13 protein-coding genes are annotated in these 15638 nt (G+C 42.5%); 3 read left to right on the top strand and 10 right to left on the bottom strand.

The window, feature by feature from the left end; genetic code table 11:
- Positions 1-218: 218 nt before the first annotated feature.
- Positions 219-1433: an ROK family transcriptional regulator gene (locus DUT71_RS01930; protein ID WP_113660827.1), complete on the top strand. Its 1215-nt coding sequence runs from the start codon at positions 219-221 to the stop codon at positions 1431-1433.
- Here the strand turns inward: DUT71_RS01930 and DUT71_RS01925 are convergent.
- The 8 genes from DUT71_RS01925 to DUT71_RS01890 all read right to left on the bottom strand — a co-directional run bounded on the left by DUT71_RS01925 (position 1430) and on the right by DUT71_RS01890 (position 10545).
- Positions 1430-3280: a beta-N-acetylhexosaminidase gene (locus tag DUT71_RS01925; RefSeq protein ID WP_113660826.1), complete on the bottom strand. Its 1851-nt coding sequence runs from the start codon at positions 3278-3280 to the stop codon at positions 1430-1432. The two genes, DUT71_RS01930 and DUT71_RS01925, sit on opposite strands and share 4 nt — an antisense overlap.
- The gene (locus DUT71_RS01920) at positions 3277-4083 is read right to left on the bottom strand and encodes an alpha/beta hydrolase (protein ID WP_113660825.1); all 807 of its coding nucleotides are present in this window, start codon (positions 4081-4083) and stop codon (positions 3277-3279) included. The genes DUT71_RS01925 and DUT71_RS01920 overlap by 4 nt, the downstream gene beginning before the upstream one ends.
- Complete coding sequence (locus DUT71_RS01915) at positions 4083-5270, bottom strand: copper amine oxidase (RefSeq protein WP_113660824.1); 1188 nt, start codon at positions 5268-5270, stop codon at positions 4083-4085. The genes DUT71_RS01920 and DUT71_RS01915 overlap by 1 nt, the downstream gene beginning before the upstream one ends.
- A gap of 180 nt (positions 5271-5450) precedes the next feature.
- A complete protein-coding gene (locus DUT71_RS01910) occupies positions 5451-5915 on the bottom strand; it encodes a DUF4920 domain-containing protein (protein WP_113660823.1) in 465 nt (154 codons plus the stop codon).
- A gap of 163 nt (positions 5916-6078) precedes the next feature.
- Entirely contained in the window at positions 6079-7455 is a 1377-nt protein-coding gene (gene radA, locus DUT71_RS01905) for a DNA repair protein RadA (RefSeq protein WP_113661084.1), read from the bottom strand.
- A 141-nt stretch (positions 7456-7596) separates the two neighbouring features.
- On the bottom strand, positions 7597-9144 hold the full coding sequence (locus DUT71_RS01900; protein WP_113660822.1) for an Rne/Rng family ribonuclease: 1548 nt from the start codon (positions 9142-9144) through the stop codon (positions 7597-7599).
- Between the two features lie 237 nt (positions 9145-9381).
- Positions 9382-10230, bottom strand: coding sequence for a tetratricopeptide repeat protein (locus tag DUT71_RS01895; RefSeq protein ID WP_240186822.1), 849 nt, complete (start codon positions 10228-10230; stop codon positions 9382-9384).
- Between the two features lie 12 nt (positions 10231-10242).
- Positions 10243-10545, bottom strand: a complete 303-nt coding sequence (locus DUT71_RS01890) for an HU family DNA-binding protein (protein ID WP_113647492.1) — start codon at positions 10543-10545, stop codon at positions 10243-10245.
- A 174-nt stretch (positions 10546-10719) separates the two neighbouring features.
- Between DUT71_RS01890 and mutY the strand changes: the two genes are divergently transcribed.
- Together mutY and DUT71_RS01880 are read left to right on the top strand one after the other, a co-directional pair.
- A complete protein-coding gene (gene mutY, locus DUT71_RS01885) occupies positions 10720-11766 on the top strand; it encodes an A/G-specific adenine glycosylase (RefSeq protein ID WP_113660821.1) in 1047 nt (348 codons plus the stop codon).
- 12 nt (positions 11767-11778) lie between these two features.
- Positions 11779-12207, top strand: a complete 429-nt coding sequence (locus DUT71_RS01880; RefSeq protein ID WP_113660820.1) for a single-stranded DNA-binding protein — start codon at positions 11779-11781, stop codon at positions 12205-12207.
- Between the two features lie 65 nt (positions 12208-12272).
- Here the strand turns inward: DUT71_RS01880 and glmS are convergent, their stop codons facing one another.
- Complete coding sequence (gene glmS, locus DUT71_RS01875; protein WP_113660819.1) at positions 12273-14111, bottom strand: glutamine--fructose-6-phosphate transaminase (isomerizing); 1839 nt, start codon at positions 14109-14111, stop codon at positions 12273-12275.
- 82 nt (positions 14112-14193) lie between these two features.
- Entirely contained in the window at positions 14194-15624 is a 1431-nt protein-coding gene (locus tag DUT71_RS01870; RefSeq protein WP_113660818.1) for a DUF4270 family protein, read from the bottom strand.
- Positions 15625-15638: the final 14 nt, after the last annotated feature.

The following is a 15638-nucleotide window of genomic DNA, read 5'->3' as shown; positions in this document are numbered from 1 at the left end:
TTTAGTGCGAAAGCAGTTGATGGTAAGGTTAGCCGGTTCATTAGGGTGCTTGTTGGTTGAACCGTAAATATAAATACTTTTTTAAAAAAATTAATAAGTGTAACATTATTTTTTTAATTTTTTAATTTCATAATGCTCGAAATGCGATAAAAAACTGGTGTTTATTAGGTTTAGTGAGATATTATTCTAATTTTGATTTTTAAAATTTATTAATAAAAATGACTTTTTTTAACGAACTCAGTGACGAGAACATTTCGGGAGTTGCCTATAAAAATGTAACCATTAAAAAGGCAATAGTGGCATATTTCAGTAAAAATGGCAATTCAACTATTGCTGATTTGTGCGGGGAGTTGGGACTGAGTACGCCTAAAATCAACAATGTTCTAAACGATTTAATTGCGGAAGGATTGGTGAAAGATTTTGGGAAATTACAGTCGCGAGGCGGTAGAAAGCCCAATATTTATGGCCTTGTGATGGAGTCGGGCTATTTTTTGGGCGTCGATGTAAAGAAGTCGCACATCAACATCGGGTTAACCGATTTGCAAAAGAACCTGGTGCACGTAAAGGAGAATATTCCCTATAGCTTAAACAATAGCGAAGAATCCCTGAATCAGCTTTGCGAGCTTATTAATAATTTTATAAAAGAAGCCCCGGTAAAACGAGAAAAAATATTAGGTGCAGGTCTCAATTTATCTGGTAGGATTAATTATTCTACAGGGTATAGCTATAGTTTTTTCCATTTCAACGAGGAACCTTTAAGCAAGGTTATCGAAAGAAATATTGGCCTAAGGATATTTTTGGAAAATGATTCGAGGGCGATGGCTTTCGGAGAGTTTTCTGCAGGAGCGGTACACGAGGAGGAGAACGTGCTTTTCCTGAACATGGATTACGGCATGGGTATCGGGATCATGATCAATAGCCAGCTTTACTATGGAAAATCGGGCTTTGCGGGCGAATTTGGACATATTCCTTTTTTTAACAATGAGATCATTTGCAGTTGTGGTAAAAAGGGCTGTCTGGAAACGGAGGTTTCTGGATGGGCATTAGTTCGGAAATTCAAGGAAAAGCTGGCCGAAGGCTCTACCTCCATTTTATCGGGAAAGCCTGTCGAGGAGATCAAGCTGAACGATATCATTGATGCCGCCATTAAGGACGATGTGCTGGCCATTGAGCTAGTGGCCGAAGTAGGTGAAAAACTAGGTAAAGGTATTGCGGTACTGATCAATATTTTTAACCCCGAAATGGTGATTTTGGGCGGAAGTTTAGCCGAAACGGGTGAATATATCCGTTTGCCTATTAAAAGCGCATTGAATAAGTATTCCTTAAGTTTGGTAAATAACGATACGCAGTTAAAAATGTCGAAACTTGGGGAGAAAGCAGGCGTCATTGGAGCTTGTTTGCTCGTCAGGAACCGCCTGCTGGGTTTAGTTTAAAGCTTTGCCCTCCTCTTTAGCTCTGCAATAGGCAGGCGTACAATCCTGCTTTTTGGTACCGAGCCTTTGTAACTGACTGCCCTAATGGTTTTTGCCCCTTTGGGAATGGCAAGTGCCGCACCGCCGTATTTGGGGTAAAATTGGTCAGGATCTGTATCATCAAAAGAATAGTAAACGGTTAGTCCAGGAATTTCTGTGTCAATGTTTAGCACAACTTCGTCGTTTTGGCCTTTTTTAGCGCTAATGATTGCGTCATAAAAGTAGTTGCTAAAGTTAGTGCTGTCGGCCGTAAGGATAGGCAGGTGCGCTTCTATTTTTTTTGAGAAATCCGTCCAACTTAATTTGGGTGCTTTTGACCAAAGGTTTTCTGATAGGGTGAAACCCCTGGGCCAGGTCATAAACTGTAGCTTGCGCTCGTTGGGCACCTGCTCGGTCCATAAGCTTCCTTGGCCCCCTATTACGTTTTGGACATTTATTCCGGCGGGCAGTGGATCAAATTTATAGCTGTTGCTGAGCCTGTTAACCGTAAACGGCGCATTTTCCAAATACGGATCTCCTTGATAAAAATCCAGATAGGTCAAAAAAGCAGGCGTTAATATGACCTTTTTCCCTTCGTTTGAAGATTTAATGGCCCCTTTTTCGTCCTTCCAGCTCATTTGAACAATGTTACTGTCCAGTCCTTTTTCGAGGGTTTCATACCATCCTATGGGTGTTTTCCCTTTTTCGAGGACTATTTTGGCTACTTGGTTAACGAAATAGCTTTGCAGCTCGTCTACATTTCTTAGGCCCTCTTTCGCAATGCGATTTTGGCAAACGGAACAATTGCTCCAGTAGTTCCTGGTTACTTCGTCGCCCCCAATGTGGATATACTTTGAAGGGAAAATAGCGGCGATCTCTGTGATGATCTGATCAATTTTTGTATAGGTAGAATCGTTGCCCACACAAACAACATTTGTTCTTTTAGGATTCCAAGGGTCGCCAGCAAGTACCTGTTGCGGGGTTTTGGTACATGAAATTTCTGGGTAGGAAGCCACAAAGGCCAAGCTATGTCCCGGCAAATCTATTTCTGGGACAATGTCTACAAAGCGTTGTTTGGCGTAGGCTACCAGCTCTTTGATATCTTCTTGCGAATAATAGCCACCATAAGAGGCTTTTTCTCCGGGCTCTGGCGCAGGCATTCCGCTCCAATAGCCGGTTCTGGGTACTCTCCATGCCCCCACGCTGGTTAGTTTGGGAAGCTGTTTGATTTCCAAACGCCATCCTTGGTTGTCGGTAAGATGGAGATGCAATACGTTGAACTTGTATTTCGCCATCTGGTCGATATATCTTTTTATCACATCCTTATTAAAGAAATGCCTGCTTACGTCAAGCATCAGGCCTCGCCAACCAAATTTAGGTTCATCTTTAATGCTTACTTCTTTCAAAATGGGTTCTTTTCCATTTTCTAATTTTAGGCGGAGCAACTGAATAAAGGTTTGCCATCCGTAAAACCAGCCAGAAGGATCGGAAGCACTAATTGATACGTTGTTTTTCGTAATATCCAGGTGATAGGCTTCCTTGGCCAGATCTTTTTTTACGTAAAACGAAATGCTGCTTTTGGTGCGATTGCTGGTAGTGGTTTTAATGTCGGCATTTAGTATCGCAGAAAGTTGTTCTCTAAAATGTTCCACTAATGGCTGGTGTTCTTTTTCTTTCGGAAGCACCATGTTCGTTAGCGCATTGATTTTTACGGAAGCGGTTCCTACAACCAGATGAGAGGGCTGCGGAATTAAAAGGAACTCTTTTTCTTGAGCTTTGGCGTTATAGGCTAAAAAAGCACATGCTAACGCTAAAAATAGATTTTTCATTTTTGGTTTTTAAGATGTTCGGCAAAGAACTCAAAATGTTTGGGAATGGTTTTGCTCCAATATCCACCGGTGTGGCCTCCAGGCTGAGCAATATAGGTGGCTTTAATCTTAAGGTCGTCACATTTTTGCCTAAACTGTTTGCTGGTAATGTATAAGTAGTCTTCGGTTCCGGTGTCAAAAATAAGGGCCTTGTTTTGTCCCTGTAATGCCGAGAGTCTGTTGACTGGCGAAAACTCGTCATAAAGCGGGTTTTTGTCGTCGTAGGTACCCAAAAGGTAGGCTATGGTGGTTTTCCTAAATGCAGAATAACGCAGGTTCAATACTCCCGAAGTGCTGCCGGCGCCAGCAAATAGATGCGGATATTTTGTCATCAGCCACATGGCTCCAAAACCACCCATACTAGCCCCGGTAACAAAAACACGCTGCGTATCCACCGGATATTTTTTGTTGATGGCCGGCATGAGCTCCTCTAGAAAGAAACGCTCATATTGCGTGCTATCCGGATTGGGAGAATTGAGGTACCAACTCTTTTTAAGGCCATCAGGGCAAACAATAATGAAGTGATATTGATTTGCCAGCGCTTGGAGATCTGCCAGCTTGCTCCAGCTCCTATAATTTGCGTTATGGCCATGTAGCAAATAAACCAAGGGTGTTTGCCCCGAAATTTGTTTGGGCTTAAAAACCAGTACCGAGTCCGTTTGCTTTAGGTTTTTTGGAGAGTGGATGGTTAAGATTTCTTGGGCAAACAATGAAGGTGCGCCCAAGAAAAACAGGAGTAAAATGCGCTGGACTAATCTCGTCATTATGGCTTTAAATCAATGGGAACCAAAATTAAAGGCGTAGGCAAGCAAGATGCCCCAGGGGGAGAATAGGTTAATTTGATTGTTTGCTCCCCGCCCTTGCCAGATGGTTTGAAAATTTGGATCAGTACGGCTTCTGGCGCCGCTTTGGTAACCAGTTCATCTTTTGGAAGCTGGATAATCCCTTCTTTAAATTTTCCTTCACTTACCTTCATGGCGGCAGCCATACCGCTGCACCATTTGTTGTCTGCAGAGCGGGAGTTCCAGGTAATCAGGGCAAGGCCTTTACCGTCTGTACTTTTCCATTTCAGCTCAATATCATACATTACGCCATAATTTCCGGCAAGTTTTGCTTGTTGTCCCGTGGTTCCCTCTCGGCCAATAATCCAAGGGTCATTTATGCCATCAGCAACCACAAGGGCAGCAGTGCCATTTTTAGTGTCGATTACATCAGTATTGTTAACGTGATAATTGCTTACCCCATACAAACCTCTTCCCGCACCGCTTTTGGTTTTGGGCGGTAAAACATTGGTAATGCGCTTTAAAGCATCTTTGCCGCTGGTTTTAAGATCGGTTTGCAACACGGTGATTTCCGCAGGTTGATCTATTACAAATTCGTAGAAACCGTGAACGAGCTCATCGTACTTTACCACGTATTGTTCCAACTTATCGTCAATGGGTACGGCATCGCCAGGTTTTACGGTGCGGATTTCCTCGCTAGGTTGGGCCGCAAAAAAAGCGGCCAATCCCTCTTTACCCAGCTTAAAGTAATTGGTGCTGGGCTTTTGGGTTACGTATTTCAACATCTTGATTCGCATTGGGGCCTTACCGGTATTTTTAATCATGGCAATGATTTTCCGGTCCATTTTCTGCGGTTCTACCACGCCGTTCACATTGTACAGGTAAAACCGAACTGACCCCGGAACCACACTTTCTTTTAGGGCAATGGCTTCGGGTACTCGTATATATTCCGGATCGTCGGAGATAAGGTATTGAGGCCCTGGCGTGGGATATTTTTGGAAAGGAATTTGGGCGGTTTTTTCGGTTAAAAAGCCTTCTAGCTTTACAATAGCACCTTGATTGGCATTAAGGAGGGCCTGGTTTTGCGCCGCGTTAAGCTGTTGGGCATAGGCTTTTGTGCCAAATATGCCAATGGCGGCAAGCAAAAAGGTTGTTCTGTTCAGTTTCATGATTGATTAGGTTTCATTTGTTTATACAGTGAAGATAGCTCAAAAATTTAATAATTAAAAAAATTTAATAATTAAATCTTTGTTTGTTAAAAATATTACAAATGAAGTTGAGCATAAAAAATAAGCCCCGCATGTGCGGGGCTTTCAATCAATCAATATTAAAAAGGAGAACCTTTCTAATTACTTTAAAATTACGGCGCCTTTCGCTTCAAAAACGATTTCTTTCTTAGGCTGGGTAATTTTTGCTATTTCTTCAGGTGATTTTTTGGCATCTTCCGCATAGTGCTTTAAATCTTCAACGGAAGTTGTTTTTCGCTCTGCGAAACCATCTATAACCACTTTTGTTCCTGCCGGCAAGTCTTTTGGCATAAAAAAGCCATAGTCCTTAAATTTAACAAACATCGTTTCCTTGTCAGAGATTTTAACTGTCATGAAGCAGCCCTTTTTCTTACAAACGGTCACTACTTCACCCTCTACTTTCATGTCGGCCTTGGTCTCTTTTCCTAATTTGGCATCCACTTGTGTAGCCGGGATAATGTTGCCCTTTTTAACGCCTTCGCCAAAAGCTTGGCCATCTACATTTTCCTGAGCGAAAGCAAAGCTTGCTAATGCACAAAAAACTAAGCTTAAGATTAATTTTTTCATTGCTGTTTTTTTAAGTTTTAGTTAAGATTGGAGACAAAGATATTTAAAATCTTTCCAACATGGGTATGCGGATGTCACCTTCCTCGCCAAAGCTCGTCGTAAAAACGAGTAAACTATAATTTTATTGCATAAGCTTGATAAAAATAGTCAACTAAATAAAAGATCATCCAAACAGTGCAGCGAAAACTTCTTCTATTTTGGAAACGGTCACCAATTCGATCTTGAATTTTTCCTGGTTAAAACCTTTTAGGTTATAACTGGAGATAAATATCTTTTCAAACCCCAATTTTTCTGCTTCTGATATTCTTTGTGCTATTCTATTTACTGCCCTTATTTCTCCCGAAAGGCCAACTTCGGCAGCAAAACATATTTTGGAGGATATGGGAATGTCTTCATGGGATGAGATAATGGCCGCAATAATGGAAAGATCTATGGCGGGGTCTTCTACTTTGATGCCCCCGGCAATATTAAGAAAAACATCTTTGGCGCTCAACCTAAACCCGCATCTTTTTTCAAGTACGGCTAACAACATGTTCATGCGCTTGGTATCAAATCCGGTAGCCGAGCGTTGCGGAGTACCATAGGCCGAGGCGCTAACCAGTGCCTGTGTTTCAATGACCATGGGCCTTGCCCCCTCAATAGTGGCACCTATGGTAATCCCGCTAAGTTCTTCATCACGTTGTGAGAGCAGTACTTCCGAAGGGTTGGATACTTCTCTCAGGCCATTGCCGTGCATGGCATAAATCCCCAGTTCGGCGGCGGCTCCAAAACGGTTTTTAATAGCGCGTAAAATGCGGTAGATATGGTGCCTGTCGCCTTCAAACTGTAAAACGGTGTCTACCATATGCTCCAGTATCTTAGGCCCAGCAATGGCGCCATCTTTAGTGATGTGTCCAATCAGGAAAACAGGGGTGGCGGTCTCTTTCGCAAATCTCAGCAGCTCGGCGGTACATTCCCGTACCTGGGAAACACTGCCCGGCGTGGATTCGATGTGTGCCGAATGTAGGGTCTGTATCGAATCGACCACCAAAATCTCTGGCTGTAGTTGCTCTAGTTGCTTGAAAATATTTTGCGTTGAGGTTTCCGTAAGGATAAAACAATTGGCCTTGGGGGTTTTGTTAATGCGTTCGGCCCGCATTTTAATCTGTTGCTCACTCTCTTCTCCCGAAACATACAGCACTCTTTTTTGATTAATGTTGAGCGCCAGCTGAAGCATGAGGGTTGACTTGCCAATGCCCGGTTCGCCACCAATTAGGGTTACCGAGCCAGGAACCAATCCGCCGCCCAAAACCCTGTCTAGTTCTGCGTCGCCAGTAAGCAGCCTTTCTTCTGTTGCACTGGTAATGTCTTCGAGCTTGCTGGGTTTGGCTACTCTTTGTTGTCCTGTGGTGGTTTTCCATATGGCTGATGCCGCAGAAGGCTTCTCTACTACTTCTTCTACAAAGGTATTCCACTGCTGGCACGAAGGGCATTTGCCCAGCCATTTGGCGGATTCGTAGCCGCAGCTCTGACAGAAATATGCTGATTTAATCTTGGCCAATTGTTTAGATTTTAGATCGACGATTTGCCGCCGCATGATATGCTACGAATTTAGACTTAATCGTTTGGAAATGCTAGCAAGTTTTAAACAAAAAAGTCCCGATGAAAATCGGGACTTTTATTTAATTCCTTTTAAAGGAGCCTAAAGTTTGATTTCTTCATCTTTGGAAGACAAGAAGTGGAATTCGGTTAAGTGATAAGAAGATATCGCCTTAATCTTTACCCATTGCCCAAATTTGAAGAACCATTTCCACTGTAGGGAAACCAGGCCCTTTTTAATGAACGCCGCAATGTACGGGTGTACGTTCAGTGTAATATTTTTTTCGTTCTGCTCACGCAGGATGTAGGTCAAGTTGCTTTCAATGTCATCCATCAACACAATACTTGCCTTTATTTCCCCGGTGCCATCACAGGTTGGACATTTTTCCACCGTTACAATGTTCATCTCCGGTCGTACCCTTTGACGAGTGATTTGTACCAAGCCAAATTTGCTAGGAGGTAAAATGGTATGTTTTGCCCTGTCCTGAAGCATCAGTTCCCTCAGGTGGTCAAACAGCACTTTTCTGTTAGCGGGTTTGTGCATATCGATAAAATCAATCACCACAATGCCTCCCATATCTCTTAGCCTCAATTGGCGGGCAATTTCTTTTGCCGCTTCTTTATTGACCTGGAGTGCGTTTTCTTCCTGGTTCTCTTTGCTGGCAGTTCTATTACCGCTATTTACGTCTATTACGTGCAAAGCTTCGGTGTGCTCAACCACAAGGTAGGCGCCTCCGGCCAAGTTTACAGTTTTTCCAAAACCGTTCTTAATTTGTTTTTCAACCCCAAAGTGGTCAAAAATAGGCTCTTTATGCCTATAGTGCTTTACAATGCGCTCCATCTCGGGCGAAATTTCGTGCACGTATGAGCGAATGTCTTCAAATAATGCTTGGTCGTTTACATAAACATTGGCGAAATCGGTATTTAAAATATCCCGGATAAGCGTTGATGTCCTATCCATTTCGCCCCAAACACGCTTAGATGGCTCTGTTTCGGGCAGCTTCTTCATAAAGCTCTCCCATTTAGAAATAGAGTCCAGTAAGTCTTTTTGTAATTCCGTAACGCCTTTACCCTCCGAAACCGTTCTGATGATCACTCCAAAGTTTTTAGGCTTTATACTTTCAATAATCTTTTTCAGGCGACTACGTTCAGTATTGCTTTTTATCTTTTTTGAAATGGAGATCACATTCGAAAAAGGAACTAGGACAGTATATCTTCCAGCAATGGAAAGATCTGAGCTTAGCCTAGGGCCTTTTGTGGAAATGGGTTCTTTAGCTATCTGTACTGGTACCAGTAAATTTTTGCTGACCACCTCTGAGATTTTCCCAGCCTTGTCTATATCAGCTTCCAATTTAAAGTTATCCAATAAAGTGCCCGGTGTTCCGTTACGTCTAATCTTCGTTAGCTTTATCAGAGATTGTACCTGTGGGCCTAAATCAAAGTAGTGCAAAAATGCATCTTTTTCGTACCCAACATCTACAAATGCGGCATTTAGACCGGGCATAATCTTTTTAATGCGGCCTAAATAAATATCACCTACAGCGTAGTTGTTGTTAACGTGTTCTTTGTGAAGCTCAACAAGTTGCTTGTCTTCTATTAAAGCTATGGTTACTCCCGTGGGAGTAGAATCTATTATTAATTCCTTTACCAAAGCTACGGATTTTAAGGCTTTGAAACCTTATTAACACATGGACCAAAAAACTTAGAAAACCAAAAACAAATGCCTTGGAAAAAGCATTTATCTTTGGCCATACATCAAGAAAAATTATTTTTTCTTGTGTCTGTTTTTTCTTAAACGTTTTTTGCGTTTGTGGGTAGCCATTTTATGTCTTTTTCTTTTTTTACCGCTTGGCATAATTTTTAATTTTAAATGTTTTTATTAATTCTTTTATCTTTTCAACTCAGCTACCTTTTTATCTACGAAACTAGATAAAGTGGGGTTGGCTGCCAGTTTTTTACTTTGCAGGTAGGCATCAATTGCCTCTTGGTTCTTCCCTAAACTTTCGTAGGCGAAAGCCAGGTTAAAATAAGCATCGGGAGTTGCTTTGATGTTTTTGATAATGTCCTGAAAACGAGTAATCGCTTTGTCAAATTGACCGGACTTTATCGCAAACATGCCTAAATTCATATTGGCCTTAAAGTTTTTAGGGTCTTTTTTAACTACATCTAGCAACATGGTAATGCCCGCCATTGGGGCGCCACTGCCGTTAACCATTGTAATTCCCATGCCTGTTTTGGCATCTAAGTTGGTAGAATCGATCGCAATGGCTTTTTCATAGGCATGGTTTGCCTTCTGCAATACAATAGGTTTAACCAAACTATCTCTAGTGAGATCAAATACTTCTAGAAACTTATCTCCCGCTTTTAGCCAATTTTTCAAAGAAGACTCACCCTGAGCAGCGTCTTCTAGGTAGAATGCGCTAGGTATAGATTGACCTAAATCATCCCATTTTTGGGCTAAAATTTTTGCTTGGCTCACTTTTTCTTCGCCTTGAACTTTCTGATAGGCGGCTTCTAACGAAGTAATTTCTTTAGATGCAGCGTTACTGATCAGGTTTTTGGCAGTCGCCGAAACTTCAGCTAAGCTTAAGCTGGGCGCCTGGGCTTCCTGTGGCATAGCCTCAGCTACACTTTCCTTTGGTTTTACAAGCCCCTTAATATCTTGGCTAAACAAAAAGCCCACAAGCAATACAATGCCTGCAATAATCACAATCTGTACGGTACGTGGGCTTTTCATTATTGTCAAATATTAAGCTTCCGCTTTAAGTTTTTTAGTGCTGTTTTTTACTTTGTCAACAAATACTTTTGCTGGTTTAAAGCTAGGAACAAAATGCTCTGGAATAATGATTGCGGTGTTTTTAGAGATATTTCTAGCAGTTTTTTGAGCTCTTTTCTTCACTACAAAACTGCCAAAACCTCTTACGTAAACATTTTCGCCATTAATCATATTGTTTTTGATTACCTTGAAGAACGCCTCTACTGTTTCTTGCACGTCAACTTTCTCAATCCCTGTCTTAGTTGATATTTCAGCAATAATATCTGCCTTAGTCATATTTCTAAAATTAATTAATTATTGTGTGTGTTTTTTAATTACATCTGATTTGGGGTTGCAAAAGTATTGCTTTTTAATGAGATAGGAAAATAAAAGATGATTTATTTATACTGGTAACCATCATGGCATTGCAACTTTTACGGTTTTAATGGCTTTTATTGTATTTTTGTTACAATGTCTTTTCAGTCTGAAATTGTTCAATGGTACCTTAAAAACAAGCGTGATCTTCCTTGGCGGAATACCACTGATCCTTATGTCATCTGGCTCTCTGAGATCATCTTACAGCAAACAAGAGTTGAGCAGGGCCTGCCTTATTTTCTCAAGTTTTTAGAGAATTTTCCAACCGTGGCCCATTTCGCCGCCGCATCAGAGGAGCGTGTGCTAAAACTTTGGCAGGGCTTGGGCTATTACTCCAGGGGCCGGAATATGCTGCATACTGCTAAATATGTGATGGATGAATTTGGCGGTACTTTTCCTACTTCCTACCAGCATTTAGTGAAGCTGAAAGGAGTGGGCAGTTATACCGCTGCGGCAATATCCTCTTTCTCTAGCAATGAAAGGCAGGCCGTTGTTGACGGCAATGTTTACCGCGTGCTGGCCAGGTATTTTGGCGTTGAAGAACCCATTAATTCACCAAAGGGCCAAAAACTGTTCGCAGGTTTAGCGCAGGAGCTGATTCAAGACCAGCAGCCCTCGGTATATAACCAGGCCATGATGGAATTTGGAGCCTTGCATTGTAAACCCAAACTGCCGCTTTGCGCAACTTGTCCGATACAAGCAGGTTGTTACGCCTACAAACATCAAAAAGTTGCGCTGCTTCCTTTAAAGCTTAAAGCGGTTAAGGCCAGGAAGAGATGGTTCAATTATTTTGTTGGTATTACTGATGATGAGATACTGGCCAAGCAACGTAAGCCCGGCGATGTGTGGCAGCAGCTCTACGATTTCCCCCTGATAGAGATGTCGCAGGAATGTGCGGTTGATGATGCAGCCTTATTGGCCAAAGTAAAAGAAATGTTTGGAAATGCCGTAGCGCTAAAGGTTTTAGAAAGCAGAAAGCATGCACTTACACACCAAACAATATATGTTCAATTTTTTGCAATAGATAATTATATTGTTAACTTTAATGAACACGCAGAAATTAAATCGGTTAAAATAACAGCATTTAAACAATTACCGCACCCTAAAATTATTGGGGACTTTATTGAAAAACATATAGACTAATCAAATATATTTATGTCAGGTATTAACAAAGTAATCTTAGTGGGGCACTTGGGAAAGGACCCCGAAGTTAGACATTTGGAAGGCGGCGTTACTGTAGCTAGTTTCCCTTTGGCCACTTCAGAGACATTTAACAAAGACGGAAAAAGAGTTGAACAAACCGAATGGCACAATATCGTGCTGTGGAGAGGCTTGGCCGAGGTAGCTTCCAAATACCTTCAGAAAGGAAAGCTGGTTTACATAGAGGGTAAGCTAAGGACACGCTCTTTTGAAGATAAGGAAAAAGTAAAAAAATACGTTACCGAAGTGGTGGCCGAGAACTTTACCATGTTGGGCCGAAAAAGTGATTTTGAGCCGAGTGCCCCTAATGGGAATAACGGTGGAAGTAAAATAGAAGATGATTTTTCCACGTCTATAGACGAGTCAGGAGATTTACCTTTTTAAACCCATAACTAACTAACCAAAAATTATAAAGACATTAAAAAGTCCCGCACGTGCGGGACTTTTTTTTATTCAACGGTAACGGATTTGGCTAGGTTTCTGGGCTGGTCAACATTACAGCCTCTCATCACTGCAATGTGATATGAAAGCAATTGCAATGGTATTGTTGCCAATAACGGAAGAAAGGCTTCGCTGGCATCAGGAATTTCAATGCAATAGTCGGCCATTTTTTTCACCTCTACGTCGCCTTCGGTCACAATAGCAATCACTTTGCCTTTTCGAGCTTTAACCTCTTGGATGTTGCTGATCACTTTCTCGTACGAGGAATTTTTGGTAGCGATAAATACCACGGGCATTTCTTCATCTATCAAGGCAATTGGTCCGTGCTTCATCTCGGCCGCAGGATAACCTTCGGCATGGATGTAGGAAATCTCTTTCAGTTTTAATGCTCCCTCTAAAGCCACGGGGAAGCCGCTGCCCCTGCCCAAAAACAAGCAGTTCCTGGCGTCTTTAATTTTGGCTGAAATCTCTTGGATCAAATCATTGGAAAGCAATGCGGTTTGTATCTTTTCTGGAATGCAGTCAAGCTCGGTCAGCAATTCCCTCAATTTTGAACTGCTAAGCGTACCTTTTTGCTGGGCCATATAAAAGGCCATTAAGGTAAGCACCGTTACCTGTGCGGTAAATGCCTTGGTAGATGCTACGCCAATCTCTGGCCCGGCGTGCGTATATACACCTGCGTGGGTAATACGCGGGATAGAGGCGCCCACAACGTTACAGATCCCGAAAATGGTCGCTCCTTTTTCCTTGGCCATTTCTATGGCGGCCATGGTATCGGCCGTTTCGCCCGATTGTGAAATGGCAACTACCACGTCTTTTTCGGTGATGATGGGGTTTCTGTACCTAAATTCCGAGGCATATTCCACTTCAACCGGGATCCGTGCGTATTCTTCAATGAGGTATTCGCCTACCAGGCCTGCATGCCACGAGGTGCCGCATGCTACAATGATAATGCGGTCTATGTTTTTCAGTTTGTCGGCAAATTCCTTGATGCCTCCCAGTTGTACTTTGCCTTCTTCGGGATAAATACGGCCCCTCATACAGTCGCGGATTGATCTGGGCTGCTCGTATATTTCCTTCAGCATGAAATGTTCGTAGCCGCCCTTTTCTAGCATTTCGAGCTTAAGCTCCAGCGCTTGTATGTATGGGGTTTGCACCACATTGTCCAGGCGTTTAATCTCCAGCTCATCGCGCTTCAGAAAAGCAATTTCGTTATCATTTAAATAGATTACATTTTTGGTGTACTCTACAATAGGGGTGGCATCAGAAGCAATGAAGTACTCTCCTTGGCCAACGCCAATTACCATGGGGCTGCCTTTTCTTGCGGCAATTAGCTGGTTTGGGTTTTCTTCGTCCATAATCACGATGGCGTAGGCTCCGGTAACTTCATTTAGTGCCAGGCGCACGGCCTCGGTCAGATCAACATTGTTGTTTTGATAGATGTCTTCGATCAGATGAATCAGTACTTCCGTGTCGGTGTCGCTGTTAAAAGAATGTCCTCTTGAAATCAGTTCTTCTTTTAGGGTTGCATAGTTTTCAATGATGCCGTTATGAATGATGCTGAGGTTCCCCTTTTGCGAAGTATGAGGATGTGAATTTCTATCAGAAGGGGCGCCGTGGGTGGCCCAACGCGTATGTCCCATCCCTATCGAACCCGAAAGGTTTTTCCCCGAGGCAAAATCTTCCAGCTCTTTCACCTTTCCTGCCTTCTTGTAAATGTTCAAGCTTTCATGGTCTATCAAGGCAATTCCTGCGCTGTCATAACCTCTATACTCGAGTCTTTTCAGACCTTTTAAAACGATTGGCCAAGCCTCTCTGAAGCCTATATAGCCTACAATTCCACACATGTTTTTTTGGGGGGTTAAAATATAAATCCCCCTAAAGTATTCCTTTAGGGGGATTTTATCAAACGTTTGTGTAATTTTTTTGTTAGTTTGATTTCGTGTAGTAGATATTGAGTTTAATCAGGTTGTCGCCGGCTGCGGGAACCTTCGAGAAGCTGCCGATTATTGCCCGTGCACCTACCCCAAATGAAGGATTAAAATCAAATGTTGAAGTGGGGGTAACTGCTAAGTAAGTCCCATAATCTTCGGTTTTGCCATCTATCAAGTCCTGCATATAGGCCGTAATGGAAAACACATATCTTTTTTTGGTCGAGTCAAAATAACCCCCAAAGGTAGCTGTATTTGCTCTAAAGTCGCCAGGGGTTGTGCTGGTGCCTACATCATTATCGGGCAGGTTTGTCCTTTGGCCCGCAATGTCTGTTCGGTATAGGGCAAGTCTTGGAGCCGCCCTAAAAGGAGCTACATCTGTTCCGCTGCTAAGGTCAATAATCAGCTCTGCTTTGTTCACCACTATTTTGCCGCCAATTTCATTTTTCATCTTTTTAAGATATGGGAAAGCCAGTTTGGTTCTTAGGCCGCCCAAAGGCTTTAAAAAGGTTGTAGAGAATTGTTGCTTCGGATCTGCATCTAGTTGGCTTTGCACATCAGTTGAATAGGTATGTGATACACTTGCGGCATTGAAAGCCCTGCCGGTACTTATGGGGAAGTTTACAGAAACGGTATCCGTTAAGGTAGCTGTGGAGGTGTTCTGTTTCCTGTAGTACAGCATAATGCCAGAGGTAGAGTTGGTGGTTAAATCAAAAAACATGATGCCGCCATTGCCCATGCTGCCTTGCGCTGAAGGTTTAACTTGTACATAAAGCCCTTTAAATGCTTCTTGAAAATACGAGTTGTACTTTAAGGACGTTTCCGATAGGCCTACGATATTGGACGTAATAAAGCTGTTGTTTAATTTGATGCGAAGCTGGGGCGTATTGGTTTTAATGGTGTCCTTGGCTCCGGTGAGTACATCTGTAACCTTAATTGGCGTAGTTGGAAAAACCTTGCCAGTATAGTTGGCCAAAACAGTGCTGTTAAATGCGTAAGTTCTGTTACTAAGGAAAGAGGTTTCTTTAGCCAGGTTGTTGTTAAGTTGATGCACATCAATATTGTAATTGACCGTGCTGTCCCCGTAAAATTCACCAGCGTAGTTTAACACCAAAACGGCCGAGTCCAGCACCGCATTGGTGCCAAAGCTATAGGCATCGTTGGGAACATTTACCGAAAGGGCCAAGCTCGAAGTTGTGGTTCCCAGGGCTTGATCGTTAAGAAACCCCAAAGGATACCTGGCTAGGGAACTGGTATTGCCCGCCTCTTCTTTCATTGTTCTGGAGCGGATAGTGGCCGTATCAATCAAATTACCCTGTATAGCGTTGGTAGGGTCTACTTCCAAGCCAATGGTAGCGGCACGTTCGCATGATGCGAAAAGAAAAAGACTTATCAACAAGGTCAATAAGTCTAATTTTATAAATCTCATATTTATTATCAAAT

This window comes from Pedobacter nanyangensis, assembly GCF_003313505.1.
Lineage (GTDB): Bacteria > Bacteroidota > Bacteroidia > Sphingobacteriales > Sphingobacteriaceae > Pedobacter > Pedobacter nanyangensis.
The sequence above is the reverse complement of the archived record's forward strand: the minus strand, read 5'-3'. Positions and strand labels throughout refer to the sequence as shown.